18 protein-coding genes and 1 pseudogene are annotated in these 26,805 nt (G+C 73.2%); 5 read left to right on the top strand and 14 right to left on the bottom strand.

Annotated elements, in window-relative coordinates:
* Window positions 1-5: 5 nt before the first annotated feature.
* The 3 genes from ACGF2V_RS02070 to ACGF2V_RS02080 form a co-directional block, all read right to left on the bottom strand.
* Complete coding sequence (locus tag ACGF2V_RS02070) at window positions 6-173, bottom strand: hypothetical protein (protein WP_362626884.1); 168 nt, start codon at window positions 171-173, stop codon at window positions 6-8.
* Between the two features lie 107 nt (window positions 174-280).
* Window positions 281-811, bottom strand: coding sequence for an NUDIX hydrolase (locus ACGF2V_RS02075; RefSeq protein ID WP_362710193.1), 531 nt, complete (start codon window positions 809-811; stop codon window positions 281-283).
* A gap of 303 nt (window positions 812-1,114) precedes the next feature.
* A complete protein-coding gene (locus ACGF2V_RS02080) occupies window positions 1,115-1,792 on the bottom strand; it encodes an ATP-binding protein (RefSeq protein WP_389047677.1) in 678 nt (225 codons plus the stop codon).
* Window positions 1,793-1,815: 23 nt separating this feature from the next.
* Here ACGF2V_RS02080 and ACGF2V_RS02085 point away from each other — a divergent pair, with 23 nt between their 5' ends.
* Together ACGF2V_RS02085 and ACGF2V_RS02090 are read left to right on the top strand one after the other, a co-directional pair.
* Window positions 1,816-3,087, top strand: a complete 1,272-nt coding sequence (locus ACGF2V_RS02085) for a helix-turn-helix transcriptional regulator (RefSeq protein WP_362710190.1) — start codon at window positions 1,816-1,818, stop codon at window positions 3,085-3,087.
* A 13-nt stretch (window positions 3,088-3,100) separates the two neighbouring features.
* The gene (locus tag ACGF2V_RS02090; RefSeq protein ID WP_362626875.1) at window positions 3,101-3,574 is read left to right on the top strand and encodes a hypothetical protein; all 474 of its coding nucleotides are present in this window, start codon (window positions 3,101-3,103) and stop codon (window positions 3,572-3,574) included.
* A gap of 61 nt (window positions 3,575-3,635) precedes the next feature.
* Here the strand turns inward: ACGF2V_RS02090 and ACGF2V_RS02095 are convergent, their stop codons facing one another.
* The 7 genes and pseudogenes from ACGF2V_RS02095 to ACGF2V_RS02125 all read right to left on the bottom strand — a co-directional run bounded on the left by ACGF2V_RS02095 (window position 3,636) and on the right by ACGF2V_RS02125 (window position 12,498).
* Window positions 3,636-4,433 (bottom strand): sugar phosphate isomerase/epimerase family protein, encoded by a 798-nt coding sequence (locus ACGF2V_RS02095; protein WP_362626872.1) that lies wholly within the window; start codon window positions 4,431-4,433, stop codon window positions 3,636-3,638.
* Window positions 4,434-4,534: 101 nt separating this feature from the next.
* Complete coding sequence (locus ACGF2V_RS02100; RefSeq protein WP_362626869.1) at window positions 4,535-5,164, bottom strand: GAF domain-containing protein; 630 nt, start codon at window positions 5,162-5,164, stop codon at window positions 4,535-4,537.
* Window positions 5,151-6,000: pseudogene (locus ACGF2V_RS02105) on the bottom strand (S8 family serine peptidase); the annotation flags it as partial. The gene ACGF2V_RS02100 and the pseudogene ACGF2V_RS02105, both read right to left, overlap by 14 nt.
* Window positions 6,001-6,161: 161 nt before the next feature.
* A complete protein-coding gene (locus ACGF2V_RS02110) occupies window positions 6,162-9,800 on the bottom strand; it encodes an adenylate/guanylate cyclase domain-containing protein (RefSeq protein WP_362626866.1) in 3,639 nt (1,212 codons plus the stop codon).
* Window positions 9,801-10,220: 420 nt separating this feature from the next.
* A complete protein-coding gene (locus ACGF2V_RS02115) occupies window positions 10,221-10,421 on the bottom strand; it encodes an aroma-sacti cluster domain-containing protein (RefSeq protein WP_283851676.1) in 201 nt (66 codons plus the stop codon).
* Complete coding sequence (locus ACGF2V_RS02120; protein ID WP_362710186.1) at window positions 10,418-11,263, bottom strand: iron-containing redox enzyme family protein; 846 nt, start codon at window positions 11,261-11,263, stop codon at window positions 10,418-10,420. Before ACGF2V_RS02120 ends, ACGF2V_RS02115 begins: the two co-directional genes overlap by 4 nt.
* Window positions 11,260-12,498, bottom strand: a complete 1,239-nt coding sequence (locus tag ACGF2V_RS02125; RefSeq protein ID WP_362710183.1) for a radical SAM/SPASM domain-containing protein — start codon at window positions 12,496-12,498, stop codon at window positions 11,260-11,262. The genes ACGF2V_RS02120 and ACGF2V_RS02125 overlap by 4 nt, the downstream gene beginning before the upstream one ends.
* A gap of 443 nt (window positions 12,499-12,941) precedes the next feature.
* On the opposite strand from ACGF2V_RS02125, the gene ACGF2V_RS02130 reads away from it, so the two are divergent.
* The 3 genes from ACGF2V_RS02130 to lanKC all read left to right on the top strand — a co-directional run bounded on the left by ACGF2V_RS02130 (window position 12,942) and on the right by lanKC (window position 17,631).
* A complete protein-coding gene (locus ACGF2V_RS02130) occupies window positions 12,942-13,130 on the top strand; it encodes a hypothetical protein (RefSeq protein ID WP_362628418.1) in 189 nt (62 codons plus the stop codon).
* A 220-nt stretch (window positions 13,131-13,350) separates the two neighbouring features.
* Complete coding sequence (locus ACGF2V_RS02135; protein ID WP_392910440.1) at window positions 13,351-14,910, top strand: MFS transporter; 1,560 nt, start codon at window positions 13,351-13,353, stop codon at window positions 14,908-14,910.
* Window positions 14,911-14,946: 36 nt separating this feature from the next.
* Window positions 14,947-17,631, top strand: a complete 2,685-nt coding sequence (gene lanKC, locus ACGF2V_RS02140) for a class III lanthionine synthetase LanKC (RefSeq protein WP_362710180.1) — start codon at window positions 14,947-14,949, stop codon at window positions 17,629-17,631.
* Between the two features lie 133 nt (window positions 17,632-17,764).
* Here lanKC and ACGF2V_RS02145 read toward each other — a convergent pair whose 3' ends face one another.
* The 4 genes from ACGF2V_RS02145 to ACGF2V_RS02160 form a co-directional block, all read right to left on the bottom strand.
* Window positions 17,765-19,885, bottom strand: coding sequence for a BTAD domain-containing putative transcriptional regulator (locus tag ACGF2V_RS02145; RefSeq protein ID WP_362710177.1), 2,121 nt, complete (start codon window positions 19,883-19,885; stop codon window positions 17,765-17,767).
* A gap of 202 nt (window positions 19,886-20,087) precedes the next feature.
* On the bottom strand, window positions 20,088-23,105 hold the full coding sequence (locus tag ACGF2V_RS02150; protein ID WP_362710174.1) for an AAA family ATPase: 3,018 nt from the start codon (window positions 23,103-23,105) through the stop codon (window positions 20,088-20,090).
* Window positions 23,106-23,181: 76 nt separating this feature from the next.
* The gene (locus tag ACGF2V_RS02155; RefSeq protein WP_362710171.1) at window positions 23,182-23,373 is read right to left on the bottom strand and encodes a hypothetical protein; all 192 of its coding nucleotides are present in this window, start codon (window positions 23,371-23,373) and stop codon (window positions 23,182-23,184) included.
* A 312-nt stretch (window positions 23,374-23,685) separates the two neighbouring features.
* Window positions 23,686-26,709, bottom strand: coding sequence for a type 2 lanthipeptide synthetase LanM family protein (locus tag ACGF2V_RS02160; RefSeq protein ID WP_362710168.1), 3,024 nt, complete (start codon window positions 26,707-26,709; stop codon window positions 23,686-23,688).
* Between the last annotated feature and the right edge of the window lie 96 nt (window positions 26,710-26,805).

Here is a 26,805-nt window from a genome sequence, read left to right on the forward strand (position 1 = left end):
GTTGATCACTTCGGGGAGAGCTGTGCTGCCGAGGCCAGGAATCTGACGAACGCGAACGCGTGCTCAGGAGTCATCGATTCGAGCTGGACGTGCTCGTCGCCTCCGCAGCGCGGGCAGCAGCCGTTGGACTCCGCTTCGAGGAAGCAGACCGAGCCGTTCGCCTGGGGCTGCACTCGGGGAGCGTGATCCCGGCGGCTCTCAGCACGGAGTCAAGACGCAGCGCGCCACCCCACATGGCCTTCCCCGGAAGGGCCCGGCGTGGTCAGCGCCCCAGGAGACGTCACAACGCCTCCGTAGCCATGGCGGACAAGGCAGGGGGCCCGTCGTGCAGAACAGCGGTCCTGCCGTCACGCCATGCCCTCCACAGTCCGAGAAAGCGGCGGTACTGGGGCGACCGCATGGTGTGACGAGCCGTGTCAGCGGTCTGCCACAGATAGCTGGACAGCTCAAGCCCAGTGCCCTCAGCCGCAGGCGGAAGAGTGACCCCCGTAAGCGACCGGACCCTGCCGCAGAGATAGACGAAGTACTGCCCCATGGCCGCGGGCGTCGCCGGGCTGTACGGGACCCAGTCCGTGCCCAGCAGCCGGACCGGTGTGGGAGTGATGCCGGTCTCGTACCGAACGTGGTTGACCATCGCGACAAGGCTCGACTGCTGTTCACCGGCGTGCCCTCCCGGCAGCCGGTGACTTCCGGCCTGCTCACCATCGTTCGCGGACACGGTCAGCACTTCGCCGTGCTCGTTCGGAATCCAGGCGAATCCGCCGAAGCGGCACGCCGGCGGCGCGACCAGATCAACTGGGGGTGGCTTCATGTCGGTTCCGTCTCGTAGTCGTTTCGGGCCTTGGGCGGTGCGGGCTGTCCTGCCCCGGACGTGGGGAAGGGCAGCCCTCGTCCACGCCCGGGGAGAGCGTGGGGGCGTTCGTTCCGGCTGGCACACCGAAACGGGGTAGGAACCGCCCGGCCCGCGACGAGGGCGGACAACGGGCGGCTGCGTGGTCAGGGGATCGGTTGCATCTCGTCGAGCAAGTCGACGACCATCGAGGTCATCCGCCTGCACCGAGAACGGGACGCCCCTCGCCCACGAGTGCCGCTCTCGCCGGGGTGGTGGCAAGCGTCATAGGTCGGCTCCGGAACCTGCATCGATCAGGCACCAGGTGATGCAACCGTCCTCGCTGACTCCCCACTCATCGGCGAGCGCACCGACCAGGAGCAGGCCGCGGCCTCCCTCCTGGTCGTCTCCAGGGAGGCGTGGTTCGGCCCGTGCCCCGGGCGTCCGATCGTTCACGTCGACACGCACCTTGCCCCGGAGGCCGTCGTACGTGACGGACAGCTCCACTGTGTCCGTTCCGCCGTACAGCACGGCGTTCGACAGGAGTTCGCTGACCGCCACGACGACCGTGTCCACCGGCTCACACTCGATGCCGGAGCGTCGGAGAAACGCGGCAACACCTCGGCGTTGAGCACCGACGTGCTGGGGCGCCGTGGGCATCTCCGCCACGTACCGGTGAACGTGCGGCTGCGCATCGCGCTCTGCCAGAGCCATAGATCCCTCATTCAGGGCGAGGGGTAAGGCCCCGTCATGCACGGCTTCATCGTGATCAGGTCGTCCCTGTCCTCTCGGTGGCGTACAGGGTGTCGGTTCTTTCAGGTGTGCAGTCACGGTGTCCCCCTTGGCGGCAGGAGAGATGACTCCCGGCTGTCTTCGGGTCTTTGCAGGGACAAGCCAACCGTGTCGACGGCGAACGCTCCACGCCACATGCATTCCGTGCATACGAATACCCGCCAAGCGCATATCCACAGGTGTGAAGAGGTGCGATGCTGCCTACCGTGGTGACACAAGGAAATGACTGGCACGCCCATGGCGACATCAAGGATGCGAGCCGCACCGGCGACTACGGAGCGGTCATCAGACGGGCAAGGCGCGTCCGGGGCATGACCCAATCGCAGTTCGCAGGCCAATGCGGCTTAACCCAGTCCGCTGTCTCACGGCTCGAAAACAGCCGATCAGGTTCGTACAACATGATTACTCTGGCGAAGGCCGCAACAGCCCTGGGGCTCCCCTTCGAACTGGTCGGCCTTGCCAATCAGAAGTCGAACGGAATCTCTCCCGTGGAGCGTCGCGAATTCCTCGCCACTGGTCTAGCAGCAGCCATACCAGCCGCACCTGCCCCATCAGCCGGGCCGACGGGCGGCGACTCGTCTCCAGCCGCTGCCCTACGCCTAGTTACGACCTCGTACCGGCGCCTCGACGCCACGACCATCTCCAGCGATCTCGCCGACACAGTTCACGGACACCTACGGCTCATCCAAAGCATTGCCCAGTCCGAGACGGATGCAGCGTATCGTGCCCGCGTGGCCTCGGCTGGCAGCGAGGCCGCCAGCTTCGCCGCCTGGCTCGCCTGGGACATGGCCGACTACGGTTCCGCACGCCGCTGGTATGGTTCCTCGATCAAAGCCGCCCATGCCTCTGGTGACAAGCTCCTTGTTGCCTACCAGATCGGCAGCCTGGCCAGCTTCGAAGCGGACACCGGGGCCCCGCACGAAGCCTTGCGTCTGGTCAGCGAAGCCCGCCACCACCTCGACAATCACGTTCCCGTGCTTGCAACCGTGTGGCTGGCATCCATTGAGGCCATCGCTCACGCAAGCAAGGGCGACCGCTCCGCCTGCGAACGCGCCCTGCGTGCGTGTGAACGCCATGCGAGCAAGATGCCCGCTGGCCCCGTCGTCTGGCCTTGGATCTTCGCCTTCGATGAGCGCAAGATCGCCTCTTGCCGCATCACTTGCGCGGCTCGCCTCGCCTCCTCGCTACCCATTCGGGTATCGGACAAGGACATCGGCGTCGCGCTCAGCAACGGCAACGATAAACAGAGGGCGCTGCTGACCATTGACGCCGCCACCAGCCATCTCAGGTCCGGTGACGCGGATGCGGCATTCGCCCTGGCATCACGCGCCCTTGGAGAAGGCATCCGGCTCCGCTCGGGAAAGATCGTCGAACGGGCGCGACGCCTCCGCTCCACCTACACGGATCCCGGACGCACCGCTATGGTGCGCGAGTTCGATGCTCAGCTGCACGCGACCTATCTGTAAGAGAGACAGCCACATGCGTATCGGTATCACCGGCCACCGCGGCCTCCCCGCGGACGTGGCCGAACAGGTTCGTGTCGGCCTCGCCGCCCAGATCGAGACGCTGGACACCACCGACCTCGTCGCCATCAGCTGCATTGCCGACGGCCCTGACGCATGGTGGGCACAGGTTGCGCTCGACGCGGGCGCCAGGCTCGAAGTCGTTATTCCGGCAACCGAATACCGGGCCGGACTGCCCGACTGGCATCACCCCGACTACGACCACCTGCTCAGCAAGGCTTCGGACGTTCACCGTACCGGGCGCATCGAGTCGACATCGGAAGCTCACCAGGCTGGTAGCGAAATCCTCGTAGGTCTGTCCGACCACCTCCTGGCCGTATGGGACGGCAAGCCCGCCCGTGGCTTCGGAGGAACAGCAGATGTCGTCAGCTATGCACGCGAAACAGGCGTGCCCGTCACCATCATCTGGCCAGACGGGGCCTCGCGGTAGAGAAGAGGCGGGCGTGTGAGCCCGGCAAGCCGTCGCGCCCGCGCGGATCCGCCGGGGCGCCCTACCGCCCCGCCGCGCCCAACCGCAGCAGGTGCTCCCTCCCGGCGGCCAGCAGGTCCGGCAGTTCCGCCGCCACCGGGTGCCACCGCTTCTCGTACTCCCAGCAGACCCAGCCGTCCCAGGCGTCCCCGCCCAGCGCGTCCAGGCAGGCGGCCAGCGGCAGCACTCCGGCGCCGAGCGACAGCGGAGCCGGGTCGTCCGCCGAAGCGATGTCCTTGACCTGCACGTAGCCCAGGTACGGGGCCAGTACGGCGTGGCTCGCGGCCGGGTCCTCGCCGGCGAGCCAGGTGTGCATGACGTCCCACAGCGCGCCGATCCGCCGGTGGCCGACCGTGCCGACGACCCGGGCCACGTCGGCGCCCGCGCGGTGCGAGTCATGGGTTTCGAGCAGGACGCGCACGCCCAGGTCCTCGGCGTGCGGCGCGGCGGCGGCCAGCCTGCGGGCGGCAGTCTCGTCGGCCGCCGCCGGGTCCTGGCCGCCGGCACCCGGGAAGACCCGCACGTTCTGCGCGCCCAGGTCGCGGGCCAACTCCACCAGAGCGACGATCTCGTCCAGCACGGGCCCGTCGTCGCCCTCGGCCGCGACCCGGGCGTACCCGGCCACGGTCAGGATCTCGACGCCGCCTTTCCCGAACTCCTCGGCGACCGCCGCCCGTTCGGGCTTCGACAGGCCGGGGTGCACCGGCTCCTCCGGATGGGCACGCAACTCCACGCCCTGGTAGCCGTGTTCGGCGGCGAGGCGGACCACAACGGCCATCGGCATGCCCGGCACCCCGAGGGTCGAGAAAGCGAGCTTCACCGCGTGTGGTCCTTCCGTCGTCGCCGTTCGGCGCTGCCCGTCCGGGCTCCCGAAGGCAGCACGGCTCCTGGTGGAGGCTCAGTACGGCTCCTGGCGGAGGTTCAGCACGGCTCTCGGAGCAGCTGCTCCAGGCTACCCAGCAGCCGCAGCGCGTCCGCCCGCTGACGGGGGTCCAGCCGTCCGCCCGCGCGGTGCGTCGCGGCATCGGCCGGGGCGTACGCCACCACCCGCAGGGCCGCGGCGGCCTGCCGGGCGAACATCGCGAGCAGGTCCAGTTCCCGCAGGTCCGTACGGGCGCACGGCGACGGGTCGAGCACCTCCAGCACGCCGAGCACCCGGTCGTCGCTGATCAGCGGGGCCGCCATCAGGGCGTTCGGCACGTACTCGGTGGACTCGGCGAGCGACCGGTCGAAGGAGGGGGCGGCGGTGAGGTCGTCCACCACCATCGGCTCGCCCGAGGTCGCCACCCAGCCCGCGATCCCGCGCCCGGCCGGGAAACGGCGGCCCACCAGGAACTCCTCGCCCTGGCCGGAGACCGCCTGGAAGACCAGCTCGTCCGCGTCCTCGTCCAGCAGGAAGACCGAGCTGGCCGCCGCGCCGAAGATGGCGCGCGCCACGTCGACGACGGACTGGAGGAGTTCGCGCCGGGCCGCGGCCACCGCCGGGAGCGCCTCCTGAGCCGTTCCCGGAGTCGCTGACGTCACTGACGCTGATTCGGTTCTCGGAGTCATCAGACCTCTCCTGCCGGATCGGAGGTCCGCGGGCCGAACCGCACGTTCGCCGCGGAGAGATAAAGGGCGTTCTTGAGCTGGAAGGCCGTCATCCTCGGATGCGCCGACAGGAGACGCGCGCACAGCCCGCTGATGTACGGGGTCGCGAAGCTGTTCCCGGTGGTACGGATCGTCGTGCCGCCCAGCCAGGGCACCGACACGTTCTGGCCGGGGGCGAAGAACTCCACCGGTGGTTCGGGGTTGTAGAGGTGCAGATCCGGGTCGTCCTCCTGGTGGCTGCCCACCGAGATCACCGAAGCGAACCGCCACGGATAGCTCTCCACCGGGCTGTTGTGCGCCGAGGCGACGACGACCGTGCGGCTGAAGTAGGCGTGGTCGGCCAGCGCGTGCAGCTCCTGGGCGAACCGGGCGCGGGTGGTGGACAACGACAGGTTCACCACGTCGAAGCCCTGCTCGACCGCCCACCTCAGCCCCGCGAGCAGGACGTCCCCGGTGCCGGAGAATCGTTCCCCGAGCACCCGGACGCTGTACAGCTCGCACTCCGGGGCGGTCCGGCGGATGATGCCCGCGCACGCGGTGCCGTGCCCGCAGGTGTCCCCGGTGTCGGTCTCCCCGACCTCGGTGTCGCCGGTCTCCGGATCCTTGACCACCACCCAGGAACCGGCGACCGGCCCGACCCCCGGATGGTCGCGCTCGACCCCGGAGTCCACCACGCAGACCCGTACGCCCCGCCCGGTGCCCGGCACGGGGGCGCCGTCGCCACCGCCGGGCCGGGGACCGGGGTCGGCCCGGACCACCACGTCGTCGGGGCCGCGCCCCCGCAGGCTCCACGTCAGCCCCGCCGTGGGCGCGGGGGCGCGTGCGGCGGTCGGGCGCGGTGCCGGTGCTGGTGCCTGTGCTGGTGCCGGTTCGGGGGTCGGGCGCGGCGCTGGTGCCGGTTCGGGGGTCGGTCGCGATGAGGGCGCCGACCCCGGTGCCGTTTCCGTGGTTGTCATCCTCAGCTCTTCTCCGTCGTGGCCGCCGCCGGTCCCGCGGCGAGCCGCGCCGCCCACCGCTCGCCCGGCAGATGTCCCTTCTCCGCGAACCGTTCCCGGGCCTCCCACGCCGCCGCTGCCGCCCCGTCCGGGTCGTCCAGCAGCGCCAGCGTCCGCGCCCGGTCCAGCGAAGCCGTGGCACGTACCAGCGGCGAATCGGTCAGCAGGGCATCCCGTACGGCGCGGTCCGCGCGGCGCAGGGCCGACTCCCGCTCCCCGGCCTGCGCCGCCAGCCGGGCGCGCAGCCCGGCGAGGTCCACCCGGTCCGCGTGCGGCAGCGCCCGGGGCGCCCCGACCTCTTCGAGCCACGGACCGGCGGCGTCCGGCCGGCCGTCGTCGAGCAGCAGCCGCGCCGCCTCCAGCGCGATGGCCGGCCGCATGGACCGGGCCCCGGCGCGCGCCGCCGCGCGGTCCGCCCGGACGAGCAGGCCCAGGGCCGGATCGGTGCGACCGAGCAGCGCCTCGACCGACGCCCGGAACACCGGGATGAACACCTCCGCCTCCGCGTAGCCCAGGTCCTCGGCCAGTTGTTCCGCCTCGGCCAGGCACTCCCCGGCACGGTCCGCCCGGCCGTGCAGCGCGTGGAGCACGGCCAGCGGGCAGTTCAGCGTGGTGCGTACGGCGGGCCGTCCGGCCCCGTGCGAGGCGAGCAGGTCCCGGCAGCGCGCCACCGCGACCGGTACGGGCTCCGGGCCCCGCCACAGCGAGATCCCGATGGCGCCGAGCGCCGCCGCCCGCTCCGGTTCCGCCTCGGCTCGCACCGCGTGGTCCAGGGCCAGCGTCAGATCACGGTCGGCCTCCTCGTGCCGTCCAGCCCGCTGCAACTGCTGCGCCAGCCGCAGCCGGGCCCGCGCCTGTCCGACGGAATCCCCCGCGGATTCGAAGAGCGGCAACACCGCGCGGGCGGCCGAGGACACACTCACCGCGGCCGGGTCCAGCGCCGCCAGAGCGAGCCGGGCGTGCGCGGCCTCGACCGGCGCCGCCTTGGCGGTCAGGACCTGCCGCAACAGGCGTTCCCCCTCCTCCGGGTGACCGAGCGCCAGCCGTACCTCGCCGAGCCGGCGCAGCGCCGGTGCCGCGGCGGGGTCGCCCGGCGGATGCAGGTCCACGGCCCGCTCCAGCAGCCCCTGCGCCCAGTGCAGATCGGAACGGGCCAGCGCCTGCGCCCCCGCCGACGCGAGCGCGGAGGCGGCCCGGACTCGCAGGGCGTCGGCCCGGCCGTCGGCCAGACCGAGTTCGGTCCGGTACCGGTACGCCCGCTCCAGATGACCGCCCACCGCCGCCTCGCCCGCCGCCGTCACACTGGGCAGTTCGGCCGCCCAGGCGTGCCGTTCCGCCTTGGCCCGCTTGGACATCGAGGCGTACGCGACCTCCTGGACCAGGCCACTGCTGAACCGGTGCCGTCCCGGGTCCGGATCGCCGCCCGGCGCGGTCTCCACGAGGCGGCGCCGCCGCAGCCGGGCCAGCGCCCGGGTCACCCGGATCCGGTCGTCGTCGTCCGGCACCGATGGCCCATCGTCCTGAGTGGTGTGGGAGGCGGAGTATCCGTGGGAGGCGGGGGAGATGTGGGAGGAGCAGGAGACGTAAGAGGTGGGGGAGACGTAAGAGGCGGGGGAAGCGGGGGACGTGTGATCGGGCTGCTCGTACGGGTCGGACAGGCTGTACCGGTTCGCGGTCTCCGACGCGCGCGCGACCCGGGTCAGCCGGACGAGTTCGGGCGCGGTGAAGTCCCGGCCGAGGACCGCGGCGAGGTCGAGTGTGGCGCGTTCGGTGCGCTCCAGCGCGCCGATCCGGGCGCCGAGCAGCGCCTGCAGGGTCGGCGGGAGCGCCGGTTCGCCGGTGGTACGGGGGTCCGGTAGCGGGTTCGGCCGGTCCGGCCCGGTCGGCATCAGGAGCTGTTCCAGATACAGCGGGTTGCCCTCGGCACGGTCGTACAGGTCATGGCCGTAGAGGTCGTGCCCGTGCGTCTCGTGCGCGTGCGCGTCGTGTCCGTGCATCTCGTGCGCGTGCGCGTCGTGTCCGTGCGTCTCGTGCGCGTAGGGGCCGTGGTCGTCCGTGGCGCGGTCGTGTGGGAGGTGGTTGTACGGGGGGTGGGCGTGCGCGGTGTGGGCGTGCGGGGCGTGCGTGCTGGTAGGCCCTGCTGTACCGATCGCATCGGTCGGCCCGGTCGTGTCCGCCGCCCCGGTCGTGTCCGCAGTCGCAGTCGCAGTCGCGTTCGCCGTTCTGGTCGTGTCCGCCGTCGCACTCGTCTCCGCCGTTCCGGTCAGTGCGCGGACCAGCAGGGCCGCCTCCTCACGGGACAGACCGGCGAGCGGCAGCAACTGCGCCGGGTGTTCGGGGGGATCGGCGGCGGGCGGGGGGCCGTCCGGGCGGCCCGGGCACACCATGAGCACGCCCGCCCGGCCGAGCGGTCCGGCCAGCCGGTCCACCGTCCGCACCAGCAACGGCTCGGCCCAGTGCCAGTCGTCGATGACCAGCACCACCGGGAGCCGGCCCGCGGCCCTGGCCAGCACGGTGATCAGCGCGGCGCACATGTCCTCGAACGGGGCGTTGGGCGTGCCGTCGTGCAGCAGACCGCCCCGCAGCACCGCCCGGGCGTCCGCCACCGAGGCCCTCGCCCGCCCGGCCGCCGCGCCGAGGGCCTCCCGGGCGTCGGGGGAGCCCAGCGCCTCCCGCACCGCGTCGGCCAACGGGGTCAGGGTGCCGTGGTCGCCGTAGCTGCGGCAGCGTCCCGTACCGATGACCGGCCGGCCCGGTCCGGCGAGCCCGGCCAGCCACTCGCGCGCCAGCCTGGTCTTGCCGATCCCGGCGTCGCCGACGAGACGGACCAGCCCCGGACCGGCCCCGTGGGCCGTCCGGTCCAGGGCCTCGTCCAGCGTCGCCCGTTCCTCGGCCCGGCCGATGAACGGCACGTCGAAACGGCGCAGCAGTTCGGGGTCGTCGGCGCCGAGCGCGATCAGGCGGTACGCGGTCACCCGGTCGCTCTTGCCCTTGAGCCGCAGCGGGCCGACCTCCTCGACGACCACGGTCGGACCCGCGGCCTCCAGGGTCTGCGGGCCGATGAGGATCTCGTCGGTCGCGGCATTCTGCTCCAGTCGGGCGGCCACGTTCACGGTCTCGCCCGAGATCAGTGCCTGCCGGGCACTGGCGTCGGAACCCGCCACGACCGTACCGGTGTTGACGCCGATCCGGATGCGCAGCCGGATGCCCAGCGCGGCCTCGAGTTCGGCGTTGAGATCGGCCAGCGCCTCGCGCATTCCGAGCGCCGCGGCCAGTGCCCTGCGCGCGTCGTCCTCGCGCATCACCGGCACTCCGAACACGGCCATCACGGCGTCGCCGATGAACTTCTCCGGGGTGCCGCCGTGCGCCTCGATCCGTTCGCTCATGACGGCGAAATAGCGCAGGGTCACGCTGCGCAGGGTCTCCGGATCGAGTTGTCCGGACAGCTCCGTCGAACCCACCAGATCGCAGAAGACCGCGGTGACCAGCTTCCGTTCGTCCTCCGGTGGGGCGGACGCGGCGGGTGCCGGGCACGGGGTGCCGCAGGACGGGCAGAACCGTGCGGCGGCGGGCGTTTCGTTCCGGCACGAGGTGCAGTTCATCGGCGATTCCTCTCTGCTCGTCGCTGCTTGTTTCGTCCCTGCTCGTTCGTGCGTGTTTCTGCCTCTTTCCTCCGGAACGGGCGGGACCGGTGCCGGTGGCACCCGAACCGATGGGGCCGGTGTCGAAGGGCCCGGGCCGGTGGGCCCCGACCCCGGCACCGGTCGCAGCGCCAGTGCCGGGAGGGGCACGAGGGCGTGTTTCGAAAGTGGCGTCGTCCACCCGAAGGGCGTCGCGGGCCGGACGGGACTTTCGAAACACTAGTGCCGTGACCGGCAAGGTTTGCCCGGAAGGAGCGGCGTCCGGTGCGTGCGATCGCAAGGCGGCCGAATGCCCTCGTAGCGGGCTACGTGGGCTTTCGGCCAACGCCGCGAGCGTGCGTGCCGGGCGGTGCGACGGGGCAAACGTTGCCTGATGCGGCACTAGAACAAGGCGCCGCCCGCGATCTCGCCGTGTGCCTCCACTTCGGGTCCGACGGCGTCCAGCCGGGACTTGATGTCGAGCAGCACGGTGAGTTCCTCCGGCGCGAGGTCGTTCAGTACCTGGCGCTGTTCATCGGTGAGCAGATCGACGGCGAACCCGGCGCCGTACAGCACGGCGAGCCGGTCCGGTGGTTCGGTCATGACGGGCCTCCCAACGAGACGGACCGTCCGGCCCCCCGCACCGGACGGTCCGGTACGGCGCGCCCGAGCCGGACGAACAACTGGGTGAGCGCGTCGATGGTGTGCAGGGCGCTGACGGCGACCGCCGTCTCCTGCCCCCGCGACAGCGGCAGTCGGTCGAGCAGCGCGTGCAGTTCGGCGGAGTGACCGTCGTCGAGGCGCGCGTGCTCGTGCACGGTACGGAAGGCGGGGGCGGGCAGCCCGGTCAGCCGGGCCAGCCGCGGCGCGAGTCCGGCGGCCGGGGCGTGGCCCTCCAGGACTGCGATGTAACCGAGCAGCGCCACCGGGTGGTGGTGCTCGATCCAGTAGTACTGGGCGCCGGACAGAGAGGCGACGAGCGGATCGGGCATCTTGTCCACCGCGTCCCGGGGATCGCCGCCCGCGGCGGCCAGGTCCTCCAGCAACCAGGCGTCGTGATCCGCCTCCTCCCGGGTGTGGCCGTCCAGATAGGGGACGAGCGACGCACTCAGCGGATCGCCGTACCGCCCGAGCAGTGCGGCCCGTTCGCAGGCACGTTCCATCAGCGGTACGGAGGCGCGGATCACCGAGTGCATGGTGCACAGGTACACCCGGTAGCGGAGCAACAGGCCCTCGGTACGCCACAGTCCGGCCAGGGCCGTCCGCAACGCCGGTTCGGCGAAGGACAGTTTGACGCGCAGCCGGTCGGAGACGGACAGCCGGTCGGAGACGGACAGCCGCTCGGAGACGGACAGCCGCTCGGAGGTGGACAGCCCCCGTCCGCCGCCGCGCGCCTTCGGCAGGCGCGCGGCGGCGGACGGGGTGGGCGGTTCGGTGGCGCTCATGACCGGGGGCCTCCCGTCATCGGGGACGGAGCCGGACAGGTCGCCGGGTAGGGAGCCGGACAGGTGGCGGGGTACGGAGTCGGGCGGGGAGCCCGGTCCGGGTTCCGCTCGCCGCCGTCCGGGACCGCCACCAGGCCGGCGTACGCGGCGCAGCCGTGGCGCCGTACGAGGGCCACCGGCCCCTGGGCGTGCTGCTGCCGGGCCGACGTCAGGTCGAGCAGCGCGCCCGCGGCGCCCGAGGCCAGCGCGTCGGCCGCCGCGACCACCTCCGACCGGTCGCCCAGGGCCCGGCAGTCCCCGCAGTAGGAACCGGCCGGGGCGCCCGGCGCCCACCGCTGCCGCAGGTGGGCCGGGCCGACGGTGCGGACGAGCCGCAGCAGCGGCGACCGCAGCGTCCGTGCCCGTACGGAGGCCCAGTCGTCCTCCGCGACATGACCGAGCCGCAGGTGGGGAGGGGCGGGGCGGCGGTCCACGGTGTCCTGGTTGCAGCAGGCCAGCACCGTCCCGTCGAAGGCGACCACCGGCCACGCGGCCATCGCGCACGGCCGCGCGCCCCCGCCGTCCGGCTCACTACGGGCGGTGGGCGTGGTGGAGGGGGCGTTGAGGGCGGTGGGGGTGGTGCGGAGGGCACGCGCGGGGCGGGCCCAGGACGCCGCACGGCCGAACGGCCGCACCTCGTTGACCAGGGACGGCACCGTACCGTCGAACGTCCGGTCTATGTCCGCGGTCACGTCCGCGAGGTAGGGGTCGTCCTCCCCGGTCCCGGTGAGATGGAAACTGACCGCGACCCCCAGCTCGCGGATCTCGCGCACCGCCCGGAACACCGCGGCCCGGGGCACCTCCCGCTCGTGCGGCAGGTCGAGGCTGGCGGAGAAGTGGTCGAGCGTTCGCACTGCACGCCGCACCGGATCCGGGAGCCCGCCCGACCGGGCGAAGAACATCCCGCTGAGCAGTGCGGTCCGGGTGCCGACGGCCCGCGCGGAACGGGCGAGCGCGGCCACCAGGCGCGGCCGGAGCAGGGGCTCGCCACCGGTCAGCATCATCACCTCGGGCCGGTCCGCGGCGGTGAACGAGGAGACGAACCGTTCCAGCGCCTGCGCCACCGGCTCCTCCCGGACCTCCGGCGCGGAGCCGGTGGAGCAGTGGGCGCAGCGCAGCGGGCAACGCCGGGTCAGGGTGACCAGCAGTCCACCGGCCGGGACCGGACGCAGTCCGATGAGTTCGGCGAGTTCCATCCGGCCGTCTCCTTCGGGCGTAGAGGGCGTCTCCGGGCGTGGGACGTGCGAGGGGTACGGGGCAGGTGCCTGGACCTGCGGACGTACGGGAGGTGCGAGACGTACGGGAGGTGCGGCGCGCGGCAGCCGTGCGCGTACACAGCCTCCGGCCGGACGGTTCGGCACCGGCCCGGAAACGGTTGGGACCCGGTATGTCCGCAGGCCCGATGCGGGTCGGGCGCCGTCCGGCGGCCCGCCGCCCGGCCCGGCGGGCGCCCCCGCACCGCCGTTCGTCCCCGCCCGTCGTCCGTCCATCGCCGGTCCATCCCCGGTGAACAGCCGCGATACCGCCTCCATACCGTCGTCGAGCCGTTTGCCAGGCCGGGCCTCCTAACTTTCTGGTCAGCGGCAGGCACCCGCCGGCCGCACCGGAAGGACCGGGCCCTTGCCCGGGACGACCGGAGATGACCGCGATAGACGAGTGGACGGAGACCACCATGTCCGAGAACACCAAGCCCGTCGCCGACGACAACAACGAGACCCCCGAGGTCGAGGCGCACTCCGTGCTGGACCTCCAGGAGACCGCTGCTTACCACGAGCCGGTCGACGGCAGCTGCGTCAGCACCGTGAGCCTCGTCCTGTCGGAGCAGTAAGGCTTATGACCGGGCCGCGGCGCCACCGCGGGGAGCGAACGTCCCCTCAGTGGCGCCCGGCCGGCCGGAACGGGGCGGCTCCGTGAAACGGAGACCGCCCCGCCTCGCTTTCCCGGGCTGGGCCCGCGTTCACCGGGTCCCCGCCCGCCCCCGCCAGGCCGTCGCCTTCGCCGGGCCACCGGCCGAGCCCTGTCCCCGAATCACCGACCGGGAGCCGACGATGGCCGCCTCGCTACGAACCAACCGGGATTTCCGACTGCTGTGGATGAGCGGCCTGTTCGCCGTTCTCGGCACCCAGATGACCGCACTGGCCCTGCCGCTTCTTGTACTGCGCGAGACCGGATCGGCCGTGCAGGCCGGTGCGATCAGCACGGTGTCCGTCACCGCGGTCCTGATCACCATGCTTCCCGGCGGGGTGATGGCCGACCGGGTGGAACGCCGCAGGCTGATGCGCCTGTGCGATCTGGGCAGTTTCTGCGTCGTCGCCGCCCTCGTCGTGGCCGTGTGGACCGGACACGTCCCGCTGCCCCTGGTACTGCTGGTCGCGGGCGCGGGCGCCGTCATCGGCAGTCTCTACGGGCCCGCCGCCTTCGGACTGATGCGCAGCGTCGTGCCCCCCGAGGACATGGGGACCGCGACCGCCCGCCTCCAGGCCCGTACCGCCACCGCGCGACTGGTGGGGCCGATGGTCGGGGGCGCCCTGTTCGGTCTGCACCCGGTCCTGCCGTTTCTCGCCGAGGCCATCGGGCTCCTGTTGTCCACGATCTGCGTGGCCCTGGTACGCACCCGGTCCAGGGCCGCGACCAAAGCCGGATCCGCTTTCAGCAAGGCGGAGTTGACCGCCGGGCTCTCGTTCCTGTGGCGACTGCCCTATCTGCGGACCGTGCTCCTCGTCTTCGGACTCGGCATGAACTTCGCCTTCGGCGCCCTGACGTTCACCGCGCTGACCGTCTTCTCGGGCGGCGGAAGGTCCGGGCTCGGCGGCGGCACCGTCGTCACCTTCATCTCGGTCGGCGCGCTCACCGGCGCGCTCCTCGCCCCCCGGTTGCGCCCGGAACGCCACACCTGGGCGCTGATCGCCGCCACCTGCTGGTTCTGCGTGGCGAGCGCCCTCGCCATGGCCTGGGTCCGGGTCCCGTTGTTCGCCGGGCTGCTCTGCGCCGCCTGCATGTGCCTGTCCACGGTGGCCAGCATCGGCTTCCTCTCCACCCTGTTGGCTGTCACCCCCGGCGACCGGGTGGGCAGGGTGCAGAGCGCCGCCGGGTTCCTCTCCTCACTGGTCCAGCCGTTCGGGCCGCTGGCCGGGGGCGCGCTCCTCACCGCCTTCGGCAGCCGGGCGACGTTCGGGGCGATCGCCGCGGTCCTCGCCGTGTCCGCCGCCGTCGTCACGCTCGCCCCGTCCGCACGGCCCGGCCCGGCAGTGATAGCGGCGGCGGCGGTGCCCTCCGGGGCCTCCGGGTCTTCCAGCTTGGCCAGGTCCTCCGAGTCCTCCGGCCCGGCCGGGGACGGGGTCCCGGCCCGGTCCGCCCCGTACGAGAAAGAGACCCGCGCGGACGGGATCGCCGCGGACGGGATCGCCGAGGAGGCGGTCTCTGCGAACCGGAGCCCCGTGAGCGGGAGCCCCGCCAACGGGCCCCTCGTGCGCAAGGCCCGTGCGCACGAGTCCCCCGCGCACGAGTCCCCCGCGCACGAGATCCGTGCGCACGAGTCCCCCGCGGACGAGATCCCCGCGCACGAGATCCGCGCGGACCGCACCGGGGCCGGCAGCCCCCGCCCCTGACCACGCGTCACAGGATCAGCCCCAGGAGGTATTGCCGTGCCCGGCATTCAGGAAACCCAGCTGTACTGCATCGCCGACCGCCGCTACTACGAGACCCCGGCCCGGCTGCCCGACGAGGACACCCGCTACCCGCTCGACCGCGCCGAACCGCCCGAGGGCTGGCGGCGCGGCACCACCGGCCTGTGGACCGCGCTGCACCCCGCCTCCGCCCAACTGCCCGAGCAGGGCTGGAAGATCCACATCTCCACCCTTCCCGACGAGGCCGAACGCACCCTCGCCGACACCGCCCGGATCTGCCTGGAACAGAGGGTGCCGTTCAAGTTCCTGCGCAGCGCACGCGCCCTGCGGCTGATGTCGGCCAAGTACATGAACCGGTCCGGCGCCGGCAAGTTCATCACCCTCTACCCCGACGGCGAAGCCGCGTTCCTGCGGGTCCTGGACGCCCTGACCCGGGCCCTGGACGGGCGCAGCGGACCGTACATCCTCAGCGATCTGCGGATCGGGAACTCTCCCGTCCACGTTCGCTACGGAGCGTTCGTCGAGCACTGGTGCCGTGACGCCGACGGGAACCGGGTCCGTGCGATGCGCCACCCGTCCGGCGAACTCGTCCCCGACACCCGGGGCGTGGTCTTCCGCATACCGGAGTGGGTGGCGGTTCCCGAGCCGCTGCGCCCCCATCTCGCCGCCCGTGCCGCCGCCCGCGACGACGGCTTCCCGTATGTGGTCACCAAGGCAATCCAGTTCTCCAACGCGGGCGGCATCTATCTGGCCGAGCACCGCACCACCAAGCAGCGGGTGGTGCTGCGCGAGGCCCGGCCGCACTGTGGTCTCGACCCCGCCGGGGACGACGCCGTCACCCGGCTGCACCGTGAGCACCGGGCCCTGACCCGGCTCGCCGGACTCGACTGCGTGCCCGAGGTGTACGGCGTCCGCACGGTCTGGGAACACCATTTCCTGATCGAGGAGTACATCGAAGGCACCACCCTGTTCGACGAGATCGTCGAACGTTTCCCGCTGGTGCGCGGCGAACGCACCCCCGCCGAACTCGACGCCTACTCCCGCTGGGTCGAATCAGTCACGACCGGGCTCGCCCACGCCCTCGACCACATCCACGCCCGCGGACTGCGGTTCGCGGACGTGCACCCCGCCAACGTCATCATCCGCCCCGACGGCCGTGTGGTCCTGATCGATTTCGAGTACGCCACCGATCTCGACGATCGGGACACACCGCTGGCGGGTGCGCCCGGACTCCAGGCACCGCTCGGCGTCAAGAGGGGAACCGAGGCGGACGCCTACGCGCTCTGGGCGATCTGGCTGCACACCCTGATGCCGCTGATGGAGGTGGCCGACCACGACCGGGGCAAGGCCCTCACCCTCGAACGCTGGGCCCGTGCCCGGTACCGGCTGGGCTCCGACGCGGGGCCGCCGCGGCCGGCCGCCCTCGCCCACGGCCTCCCGGCGGACAGCGGCGAGCCGACGGTGGACGCGCTGCTGCGCGGCCCGGTGCCCGACTGGCCCGGCATCCGCGAGGGGCTGCTCGCCGGCATCCGCTCCGGGGCCACCCCGGAGCGCACCGACCGGCTCTACCCCGGCGACCTGGCAGGCTTCGCCACCGGTGGCGCCTGCGCCGCCCATGGTGCCGCCGGGGTGCTGTACGCGCTGCACCGCGTCGGCGCCCCGGTCCCCGAGGAGCACGTCGACTGGCTGGCCCGGGCGGCTCTGCGGCGCGACCCGGACGCTCCCGGCGGGTTGTACGACGGGTTGCCCGGCATCGCCCTGGTGCTTGCCCGGCTCGGGCGCCGCGAGGCGGCCCGCGAACTGCTCGACCGTGCGCTGCGGGCACCCGCCGCCGCCTCCGCCGACCTGCGCACCGGCACGGCGGGGACGGCGCTGGCGGCCCTGAGATTCGCCGCGCTCACCTCCGACGGTTCGAGCGGCTCGGGCGGTTCGGGCGGCCCCGACGGTTCGAAGGGCTCGGGCGGCTCCGGCGCGCTCGGCGCGGAACTCCTTGACGGGGAACTCCTCGACCGGGCCCTGCGGACCGCCTGGGAGCTCGACACGCTGGTCCGTGGCGAGGCCACCGACGGCCCGCCCGCACCGCCCTCGGCGGGCCTGCTGCGCGGGCTCTCCGGTGCCGCGCTGCTCCAACTCGAGCTGTACGCGCACACCGGCGAGGACTGGCTGCTCCGTGCCGCCGGGGCGGCCCTCACCCGGGAGGCCGGACACTGCGTGGACATGCCCGGCGGCAGCGTGCAGGTGAAGGACGGGAAGCGCCACCTCCTCTACCTGGACCAGGGCAGCGGCGGCATCGCGCTGGTTGCCCAGCGCTACCTGGCCCACCGAGAGGACCCGGCGCTCGCCGCGCTGCTGCCCGGCGTCGAGGAGGGGTGCGTGCTGGAGTTCGTCCGCGAACCGGGGCTCATCACCGGCCGCAGCGGACTGGCGGCGACCGCCCACCAGTTGGCACGTCCCGATCACCGGTCGGCACGTCCCGGGAACGGCGGCGTCGAGGCGTGGCGCCCGGAACTGCTGGACTCGGTGCGGAACCTCTCCTGGCATCTGGTCGCCGAACACGACCGGCTGATGGTGCCGGGAGCGCGACTGCGCCGCTTCTCCGCCGACTTCGCGACCGGGGCCGCCGGGGTGCTGCTCGCGCTGCACACGATGTTCGCCGCGCCGGACGAACGTCCCGACCTGCTGGACGTGCTGACGCTGGGGTGACGGGCGGCCCGCCGCGTCGTGCTTCGCCGCGTCGTGCTTGTCACACTTTGGGCGCCGTACTGCGCGCGCCGCCGCCCCGCCTCGCTCCGGCCTGCGGGGCGGGGCAGAACGGAGCGGGGCGAGGGACGCGGGCTCATCCCACCGGCAGCGCGGTGCGGGAGACCGGGGCCGCCGGGTCTGCGAGCCCGGAGACCCTGGTGAGCCCAGAGAGTCCGGGCCCGGTCCCGGGGGCCCCTGGGGCCTCGGGGACATCGGCCGGTACCGGTTCATCGGCCGGTACCGGTTCATCGGCCGGTACCGGTTCATCGGCCAGTGCTGGGACCTCGGCCGGTGCCGGGGCGGCGGCCGACTGCTCGCGGGCGTACAGAGCGGTCAGGCGCGGCAGTTCGTAGAGCACCGCGTGCGCGGTGACCTCGCCGCTGGGACAGGTCACGGCCCCGGCGTCGATCAGCGACTCCACCGTCCGCAGTGCCCGGCGCTCGTCGCAGCCGAACGCCGCCGTCGCCTCCGGCAGCGTGAACGGCCCCTCGCGGACGGCGCGGGCGAGCCGGGTCAGCGCGGGCCGGCTCAGGGGCGACAGGTCCTGCCAGCCGCAGGCCAGCCGGGCCCGCACCGAGACGTCACCGGCCACCAGTTCGTCCAGGGCCCCGTCCGGGTCGGCCAGCCGTTCCGCGTACTCCGCGAGCGGCAGGTGGCGCATCACCGCCAGCCGCATCCCGCTCACCCGCACCGCCAGCGGCAGAAACCCGCAGGACTCGGCGATCCGCAACGCCGCGGCCCGGTCCAGGCCCACCCGGCCCGGCCCGATCAGCCGGCCGAGCAGTTCCAGCGCCTCGGCCGGGGCCAGCGGGGGCAACGCGATCCGGTGCACGGGGGCCAGACCGGCCAGTTGGCCCCGCGCCGTCAGTACGAACGAGCCGCGGCCGGTGCCCGGCAGCAGCTCACGCACCGTTCCCTCGTGCGGTACGTCGTCGAGCACGACCAGCGAGCGGTGCCCGGCCGACCAGGAGCGCCACTGCTCCGCGTCCGGCGCCGGTTGCGCGGGGTGCGCGGCGCCGGTCGTCCGCCGGACCAGTTCCCCGGCCAGCTCCGAGGGCGGGCGGACCACCCCCCGTTCGTCGCGGACCCGTATGTGGATCAGGCCGTCCGGATACCGCTCCGCCAGCAGACGCGCCGCCCGCACCGCGAGAGCGGTCTTCCCGGTTCCCGCGGCCCCGGTGACCACGACCACCCGGCCGCTCTCCCCGTCCAGGACGTCCAGCAGCTCGCGCAACTGCTCGCCCCGCCCGGTGAAGTCGGGCACGACGGCGGGCAGCACGGTCCGTGACACCGGTGCGGGCGCCGCCGCCGGTGCCGCTCCCTGTGCCGGTACGGGCACAGGTGTCGAGACGGGGCCCGGCGCCGCCGGTGTCCGCGAGGCCGGTGCGGACGACGGCCCGGGGCGGGCGCCGCCGCTGCGTCCGGTGAGTATCGCGCGGTGCCGGGCGGCGATGGCGGCCCCCGGTTCCAGCCCCAACTCCCGTGCCAGCAACTGCCGGTAGTCGTCGTACACGGCCAGTGCCTCGGCCCGTCTGCCGGTCCGGTGCAGCGCGTCCATCCACGCGGTACGGATCCGCTCGCGCAGCGGATGCCGCTCGGCGAGGTCCCGCAGCCCGTCCACCACCGCGGACGCCCGCCCCAGGGATATCTCCGTCTCGGCCCAGTCCTCGTGCACGGTCAGGCACCGGGCCTCCAGCCGCTCCGCCTCGGCGGCGACCTCCGGGGAGTCGCACAGCCCGTGCAGCGGCGGCCCCTGCCACAGGTCCAGCGCCTGGCGCAGCAGTCCGGCGGCGGCCGACGGGTCACCCTCGTCGGCGGCCCGCCGTCCCGCCGCGGCCAGCGACCGGAAGCGCAGGGTGTCCAACTCGTCCTCGCCGACCCGCAGCACATAACCGCCGCAGGAGTGCACCAGCCGTTCCCGGTCGTCGCCGTCCGGCCCTCCCGAACATCGCGCGCCCAGCAGTGCCCGGGCCGAACTGACGTACACCTGAAGGTTCTTGCGTGCCGTACGGGGCGGCGCGTCCGGCCACACCGCGTCGGTCAGGACGTCCACCGGCACCGGGGTGTTGGGCCGGCTGAGCAGCATGGCCAGGACGAGCCGCTGTTTTCGGGGGCCGAGCGGCAGCGGCCGCCCGTCCACACGTCCGGAGAGCGGGCCGAGGAGCGAGAGGCTGAGCGCGCCGGGCGGCGATGTGCGGATGGGGGGTGGGGTCATGGACGGGCCTCCGAAGAACCGGGGGACGGACGGCGGTCTGCCGGTCGCACCCCTGGATGGTCCGCCGGGGGAGACCGCCCCCACATCGGTGCCGTTCCCGCATGTTCCGTACCGGAGCCCGACCAAATCCGCCCCGTGCCCCCATGTTGGACACCCGGACCCGTACGAGCCGCCCTCCGGCCCGTACCGGCCGACGTACGGGTCAGTCGTGCTCCGCCGCACACTCGGCCGAGAAGTCGCAGAGCGCCGCCCGGTCCGATCGGCCCGTCTTGTTCAGCAGGCTCGCCATGTGCTTCTCCACCGTGCGCGGCGAGATCGAGAGCCGCCGGGCGATCTGCTGATTCCCCGGCCGCTCCGCCAGCAGCACGAAGACCTCGTACTCGCGCGGCGTCACCCCGCTCGTCCGCAGCCTCGCCGGTATGCGGTCCCAGCCGCCCCGGTGCTGCCCGACGCTGACGCCCGCCTGCCGCAGTCCGGCCCGGCAAGCGGCGGCGACCGGCTGGATCCCCGCCGTGTAGAAGTACTCCTCCGCCGCCCGCAGCCAGGCGACCGGATCGCCCCACTTCTCGGCGAGCGCCGCACCGGCTGCCAGCCGCAGCCCGAGGTGACGGGCGAGCGGGAACGCGGCGGCGTCCGCGACGGCCGAACGGACCACCCGCGCGGCCCGTTCCGTATCGCCCTCCCTGCCCCGCAGGACGGCGTCGGCCAGCCGCAGAAAGAGCTGGTTCCAGGCCAGGTCGGCGCCGGGGCTCTCCAGTACGGCGGCGAGTTCCGCCCGCCCGTCCAGCCCCTCGATCGTCCGCAGCAGGGGACGCAGGCCGTAGCGCCCGCTCAGATAGAAGAAGCTGGGATGTTCGCTCTCCCAGGCCAGCGATGCGTCGAGATCGGCCAGCGCACGGCGGGAGTCCTCGTCCAGCAGCGCGGCGAAGGCACGGCACAGCCCGAGTTGCAGGGGGACGAGCTGCGATTCCTCGCCGCCCGCCCGGCGGAACCGGGCCAGCGCCCGGTCCAGGTCCCGTCTTCGGCCCTGGTGCGCCGCGAGCGTCGCCGAGGCCAGCAGCAGGTAGCGATGCGCCCCCAGGTTGCGGGTCCGGGCACTGGCGGCCACCGACCGTTCGATGATCTCGTGGGCCCCGTCCCACTCGCCGCGCATCACCGCGTTCATGGCGAGCAGCCCGTCCACGGTCTGGGTCGGCACCAGTGCGCCGAGCGACTCCGCGGCGGTCCGGGCCGTCTCCAGCCGGGCCGGGTCACCGGTCCGCATGAACGTGTTGGCCCCCAGCCGGACCAGCGCCTCCACCCGCCACACCGGGAGGGCGTGCTGCTCGGCCACGGACAGCATCCGCTCCAGACAGGAATCGGCCTCGTCGAATCCGTGCTCCCGGGACAACAGCGCCAGCAACTGCCATGCCTGGCAGGCGACCACGGGAAGGTTTCGCTCCTCGGCCACGGTGGCGGCCCGCCGCGCCGCGTCCCGTACGGCCTGCCGCGCCGCCTCCCGGGCCGCCGCCTCCCCGGCCGCCTCCTTCCGGGCTGCCCCTTCCCCGGCTGCTCCTTCCGGACCCGTCCCCTCCCCGGCTGTCCCCTCCCGCCCGGGGCAGGCATGGCCGGGCAGCAGCGCCAGGTGTCCCTCCACCACGTCGAGCGCCGCCTCGTTCTCAGGCCGTGGAGACGCGCCGAGCACGCCCCGGGCGGCCCTGATCTGACCGGCAGCCTCGTCCGTACGCTCCGCCATCACGGCCGCCCACGCGATCCGGACATGGGTATCGCCGCGCTGCTCGGCGGCTTCCGAACGCGCCGGCACCGGGGGCAGCTCCGCGGCCAGCGCCAGGGCCGTGTCGAGCTCACCCGCCTCGGCATGGGCGACCGCCAGCGATTCCGTGACGGCCCGCACATCGGACGCGTGGGCCAGCGAGCGCGCCCGTTCCAGCAGGATGACGGCGGACCCAGAGGCGCCCGCCGCGAGCATCCGCCGCCCGACGGCGGCGAACTGCCGGGCCGCACCGGTCCTGTCGCCCCCGGCCATTTGCAGGGAAGCCATCAACTGGAGCTGCTCATCGCCGAGTTCGTGCGCCACCGCCTCCAGGGAGACCGCCGCGCGGCGGGCCATCGCGGCCCGTTCGGCCGGGGCCAGCGAGGCCACCAGCGCCTCGGCGGTCAGCGCGTGCCGGAAGGTGTAGCGGTCGGGGTCAGCCCCGTCGGGGGCGATGATGCTCGCCTCGACGGCGGAGCGCAGATGGCTGAAGAGCGTGCGGTCGTCCAGCCCGGTGACGGTCTGGAGCACGGTGACGGAGAACTGACTGCCCAGCGTGGCCGCGCACAACAGCAGTTCGCGCACCGGAGCGTCGAACCGGTCCAGCCGCCGCGCCCAGCTGCGCACCACCCCGGTCGGCACCGCCGCGTCCGGGCTGCAGTACGCCTGCCACCGGTCCCCGGAGCGCCGTAGCTGCCCGGAGTCGAGCAGATCGGCCAGCAGCACCTCGACCAGATACGGGTTGCCGCCGGCCCGCCCGGTCAGCCGCTCGTGCGTGGCCTGCGGTACCTCCTCCGGGGTGGTCTCCAGGCACGAGGCGCTCATCTCCCGCACCTCCGCGTCACCGAGCGGTGCCAGCTCCCGCACGGTGGCGACCTGCCGCTGTTCGGCGGAACGCACCAGGTCGAGTGCGACACCGGGCTCCGGGCGCAGCGTGCCCAGCAGCAGCACCGGCAGCTCTGCCACGTTGTCGATGACGTACTCCACCACCGCGATCGTCTCGGTGTCGGAGTCGTGCAGGTCCTCCAGCAGGATCACGCACCCGTGCTCCTTCCCGAGCACCGACAGCAGCCGCAGCAGCGCCTCCGCCAGCTCGACCACCGTCTCCGGATAGCCGGGCGAGGAGCCCTGGCGCCACTCGGGCACCAGTCGGGCCAGCGCCGGACGGTACGGGTCCAGCTCCGGGTCGGTGGGCGGCCCGGCCGCCCGGAACCGCGAGGACAGCGCCTCGATCAGCGGCCGGAACGGCACGACAAGCCCGGTCGACGTGGCCCTGCCGCGCAGCACCGGCATGTCCCGCGCGTACGCCTGGTACGCGCACTCACCGACCAGCCGCGACTTGCCGATGCCCGCGTCCCCGACGAAAAAAACCGCACGCCCCGAACGTCGCGACGCGTCGTCCAGGGCGTTGCTCAGCAGGCAGGTCTCTGCGACTCTCCCGACAATCACCGACGAAGTGGCACGCATGGACGCAGGCTACTTGAGCCGAAACCGTCCGGGGAGTACGCCAAACATGTTGGTTCGCCGAGCACTTGGGGTCTGGTCAGATTATGGTCATCGTGGTGAACGGCAGGTCGTTCGTGTAGCCGGACTCGCCCTCCGAGACTCTGAGCAGTCTGCTGCGCAGCCCGAGAGCGCCGTGCCGGCCGAGCGCGATCCCGCCCGCGGGGTGCTCGGTGGCGCCGTCGTCGAGGAGTTCGATGGTGTGGAAGGCCGACACGTCGTTCGTCTGCATGGTTCCTGCCTCTTCTCGTGAGGGGTTCTGAGGTGCTTTCCGAAGTGGTGACCGGTGTGGTTCCGAGGTGGTGCCGGTGTGGTTCCGAAGGGTCCCGGAGATGGTGCCCGGAGGGTCCTGTGGGAGCGCCGGGATGGCGCCCGGGTGGTTCCGAAGCGCTCCGAGACGGTTCGGCGGAGCGCCTTGCGGCATGTGTGTGGAGCGGTGGATCGTGACCGGAGGCGTACGGCGAGTGCCGCGACAGGCGCACCGGACGCGTACGCCGCGACAGCTACGCCACGTCGGATGCGCCGCGACGGACGAGCCGCGCACTCACCCGGGGGACGTTGGTGCGGTGGGCCCGGCGAGCAGCAGCAGCGACGGCACCCGGTCGGGGAAGCCGGCCCGCAGCAGTCCGTGCCCGATCCCCGCGAGCCCGGTCAGCAGCCCCGGATGCGACACCTGGCCGGGCGTCCCACAGCGTGGCCCGGCCCGGTCGGCCGCCGCCAGCAGGGCCCCCGCCCGTTCCACCCAACGGGCACGGGCGCTCGCCGTCGTGCCCAGACGCAGGAGTTCGAGCACCCCCAACTCGCCGTGGCACAGGCTGTCGTCGAGCGGTGGGTCCACGTGCGCGATGTCGTCCAGTGCCTCGCCCGCCCAGGCCGCCAGCCGTGGGTCGGCCCGCGCGGCGGGGCTGTCCAGCACGGCCAGGGCGACGCCCGTCCGGCCCCGGCACCAGGAGACACCGGGGTCCACGGTCCCGGTCGCGGACCGCAGCGCCGCGAGCCCCGAGGCGCGGTACGGTTCACCGCCGCCCGCCTCCGCGAACCGCAGCAGCGCCCAGCCGATCCCGGCGGCCCCGTCGGCGAACCCCGCGCTGTCCGGCAGCGGTGCCTCGCGCAGCAGCCCGGCGCAGTGCTCGGCGCCGCGCCATACGTCGGCCCGACCGGTGGCCCGGTAACCGGCGAGCAGGCTGACCAGCCCGCCGGCCGTGCCGCCGCGTACTCCGTACTCGCTCTCCGCGACAGCCGCCGCACGGGTCAACCGCAGTGCGGGCAGCACGAGTTCACGTAGCCGGGGGTCGTCCAGTGTCTCCGCGACCTGCCCCAGCGCGTAGGCGATCCCGCCGAGCCCGGCGAACGCGCCCGAGCCCACCGGGCCGAGATCGTCCGGACGGTTGTGCAGCGCGTCCAGCAGTCCGGCGAGGGGCGTCAGCGCGTCCCGGGCGGCCGCGGCGTATCGGTCCGCGCCGGTGAGCGCGGCGAGCTGGGCGAGGAAGTGCGCCGTACCGGTGTAGCCGCCCGCCAGGTCGGCGGCCATCGGTCCCAGCCGCCAGTAGCGTTCGCCGAGCAGTTCCAGCCCGATCCAGTTCAGCCGGGTGGGTCCGGAGTACGCCTGCGACACCAGCTCGTCGCCGACGGACCGGGCCGCCGCGAGCAGATGTTCCGGCTCCGGGGCGGTCGCCGCCGTACGGACCCTGCGCGGCCCGGAGCCGGAGCCGTGGGCGGGCTCGCGCGAGGTGGTCACCATCGCGGCCCGGATGATCCGTTCCTGGTCCTGCCGGTCCACCGTGTCCATGGCGGCCAGCTTCGCCCGGACCCGGTACAGCCCCGTCCGGGCGAGAACTCCGGGCAGGGGGCGGCCCGTTCCGCCCCACAGGCCGGTTTCCTCCGGCCGGGCGGTGAACAGGGGGACGTCCCCCGACCACAACTGGTCGAGTTCCTCGTCCAGCAGGCCGGGCAGTATGGAAGGGCCGAGCACGTCGGTGCCCAACAGGGCGAGTACCTTGTGCCGTTCGCCCGCCTCCTTCATCAGGTCCGGATGTGTCGACTCGTCGAGGAGCGTCGTGTAGACCCAGGTCGGCCGGGCCACCACCCGCACTTCGTCCTGCGCGAACTGCTCCAACAGCCCGCCGGGATGCAGGAGTTCGGACCGGGAGCGGCTGATCGCCGTGTATCCGGCACGGAATCCCGCGCAGAGCGACCGGGTGAACGCGGACGGATCGGCCGGAGTCCCGGTCAGCCGGGGCCGGTTGGCCGCGCCGTCGAAGCGGCCCGGCCGACGCACCAGACGCATCCGGTCCGTCCCCGCATCGGCCCAGTCGGCGGTGCGGACCGGGGAGGGGGCGGCCTGACCGCCGCCGATGCCGGACATGTCCAGGGCCGTCTCGTCCCCGACGAGCAGTTGCGGCAGCAGCCCCACCCGGTGCGCCGAGTCGTGCAGGGCGCGGGCCGCCGGATCCTCCGACTCCGCGGCCGGCAGCGGCGGGTGGAACAGCGTCTCGACATCGACCAGCACCGGGTGCTCCCCGTCGGCGATCAGGTTCTCGTAGTGCAGGTCGGTCCCGTCCAGCACGTGCAGCAGGGCCAGCAGCGCGCCCAGGCGCCGGTAGAAGGTCTCGACCTGGCGGGCCGAGCGGCAGGGCCGCTCCGCGACGAACTCCACCCAGCCGTAGTCCCCTCGGTCCAGCACGCCGAGCGTACGGAGCCCGGGAGTGCCGGGCAGCGTGTTGAACCAGCGGACGAGGTCGTTGAAGTGCCGGTGCGCGGCGAGTGGCCGCGGCTTGTAGACCAGCCGGGAGTCGTCGTCGAACCTGAGCAGCATCACCGTCCGCCCGCCCCGGTGACCGTCCCCGGCTCCGGGCTCGACCCCCACCAGCCGCCCGCGTCGCCGCCCGTCGGCCGTCCTGTCACCCGCCGCCCCGTCATCGGCCGCCCCGCCCGGCAGCGCCGGCCGGTCGGCGGCGAACCGGACGAGCATCTCGGTGAGCGCCGCGGCGGCATCGAGCGCGGCCCGCGCCAGGATGCGGGCGAGTACGGGGTACGTGGCGAACAGCGCGGCCAGTCCGTCCCGGGAACCTGTCAGCCGCACGAAGTCCGTGAACCGGTCCTCAGGGCTCTCCCCGGCCAGCCGTCCGTCCTTCCGTGCCAGATGCAGTTCCAGGACCAGGGTCCGGGCGGCGAGCCGGGCGAGTCTCCCGGCCAGATGCCGCTCGAAGTCGCTTTGTAGGGAGGTGAGTTCGGCGTGAGGATAGGGCTCCTCGGGCAGTCCCTGCAGCATGTGTTCCGCCGCACGGGCCGTGAGCGGGGCGAGGGCGCGCGCGAAGCCGCGCAGCCCCGGAAAACGGTCCCCGTCGTCGATCACCGCCTTCTCGGGAGCGGCGAGGACCGCGTCCCGGACGAACACCGCCCAGTCCGGCGCGTGCTCGGGAAGCGGTTCACCGGCGGTGAGCGCGGGCCGCCACCACGGTCCGTCCAGCAGGGCGAACCTGGGCGCGCCGGTCCGGTCCGCAGCAGAGGGACGTGTCACGGGGGAGACGCACAGCCGTGCGCCGCCCATCGCTTCGTCACCCGTCATCGCACCTCCTCGGTCCGGCGCCGGTGTCACCGGTCCGCCGCGTCCATACTCCCGACGCGAGCCCCGGCGGACATGGGGGAAGCGCCCCCATCTTTC

This window comes from Streptomyces sp. NPDC047982, from assembly GCF_043204165.1.
GTDB lineage: Bacteria > Actinomycetota > Actinomycetes > Streptomycetales > Streptomycetaceae > Streptomyces.

Bases quoted from the DNA above. Each gene is read 5' to 3' on its own strand.
- ACGF2V_RS02075 (WP_362710193.1), bottom strand. From the start codon at position 811: ATGAAGCCACCCCCAGTTGATCTGGTCGCGCCGCCGGCGTGCCGCTTC.
- ACGF2V_RS02080 (WP_389047677.1), bottom strand. From the start codon at position 1,792: ATGCGCTTGGCGGGTATTCGTATGCACGGAATGCATGTGGCGTGGAGC.
- ACGF2V_RS02085 (WP_362710190.1), top strand. From the start codon at position 1,816: ATGCTGCCTACCGTGGTGACACAAGGAAATGACTGGCACGCCCATGGC.
- ACGF2V_RS02090 (WP_362626875.1), top strand. From the start codon at position 3,101: ATGCGTATCGGTATCACCGGCCACCGCGGCCTCCCCGCGGACGTGGCC.
- ACGF2V_RS02100 (WP_362626869.1), bottom strand. From the start codon at position 5,164: ATGACTCCGAGAACCGAATCAGCGTCAGTGACGTCAGCGACTCCGGGA.
- ACGF2V_RS02110 (WP_362626866.1), bottom strand. From the start codon at position 9,800: ATGAACTGCACCTCGTGCCGGAACGAAACGCCCGCCGCCGCACGGTTC.
- ACGF2V_RS02115 (WP_283851676.1), bottom strand. From the start codon at position 10,421: ATGACCGAACCACCGGACCGGCTCGCCGTGCTGTACGGCGCCGGGTTC.
- ACGF2V_RS02120 (WP_362710186.1), bottom strand. From the start codon at position 11,263: ATGAGCGCCACCGAACCGCCCACCCCGTCCGCCGCCGCGCGCCTGCCG.
- ACGF2V_RS02125 (WP_362710183.1), bottom strand. From the start codon at position 12,498: ATGGAACTCGCCGAACTCATCGGACTGCGTCCGGTCCCGGCCGGTGGA.
- ACGF2V_RS02130 (WP_362628418.1), top strand. From the start codon at position 12,942: ATGACCGCGATAGACGAGTGGACGGAGACCACCATGTCCGAGAACACC.
- ACGF2V_RS02135 (WP_392910440.1), top strand. From the start codon at position 13,351: ATGGCCGCCTCGCTACGAACCAACCGGGATTTCCGACTGCTGTGGATG.
- ACGF2V_RS02145 (WP_362710177.1), bottom strand. From the start codon at position 19,885: ATGACCCCACCCCCCATCCGCACATCGCCGCCCGGCGCGCTCAGCCTC.
- ACGF2V_RS02150 (WP_362710174.1), bottom strand. From the start codon at position 23,105: ATGCGTGCCACTTCGTCGGTGATTGTCGGGAGAGTCGCAGAGACCTGC.
- ACGF2V_RS02155 (WP_362710171.1), bottom strand. From the start codon at position 23,373: ATGCAGACGAACGACGTGTCGGCCTTCCACACCATCGAACTCCTCGAC.
- ACGF2V_RS02160 (WP_362710168.1), bottom strand. From the start codon at position 26,709: ATGACGGGTGACGAAGCGATGGGCGGCGCACGGCTGTGCGTCTCCCCC.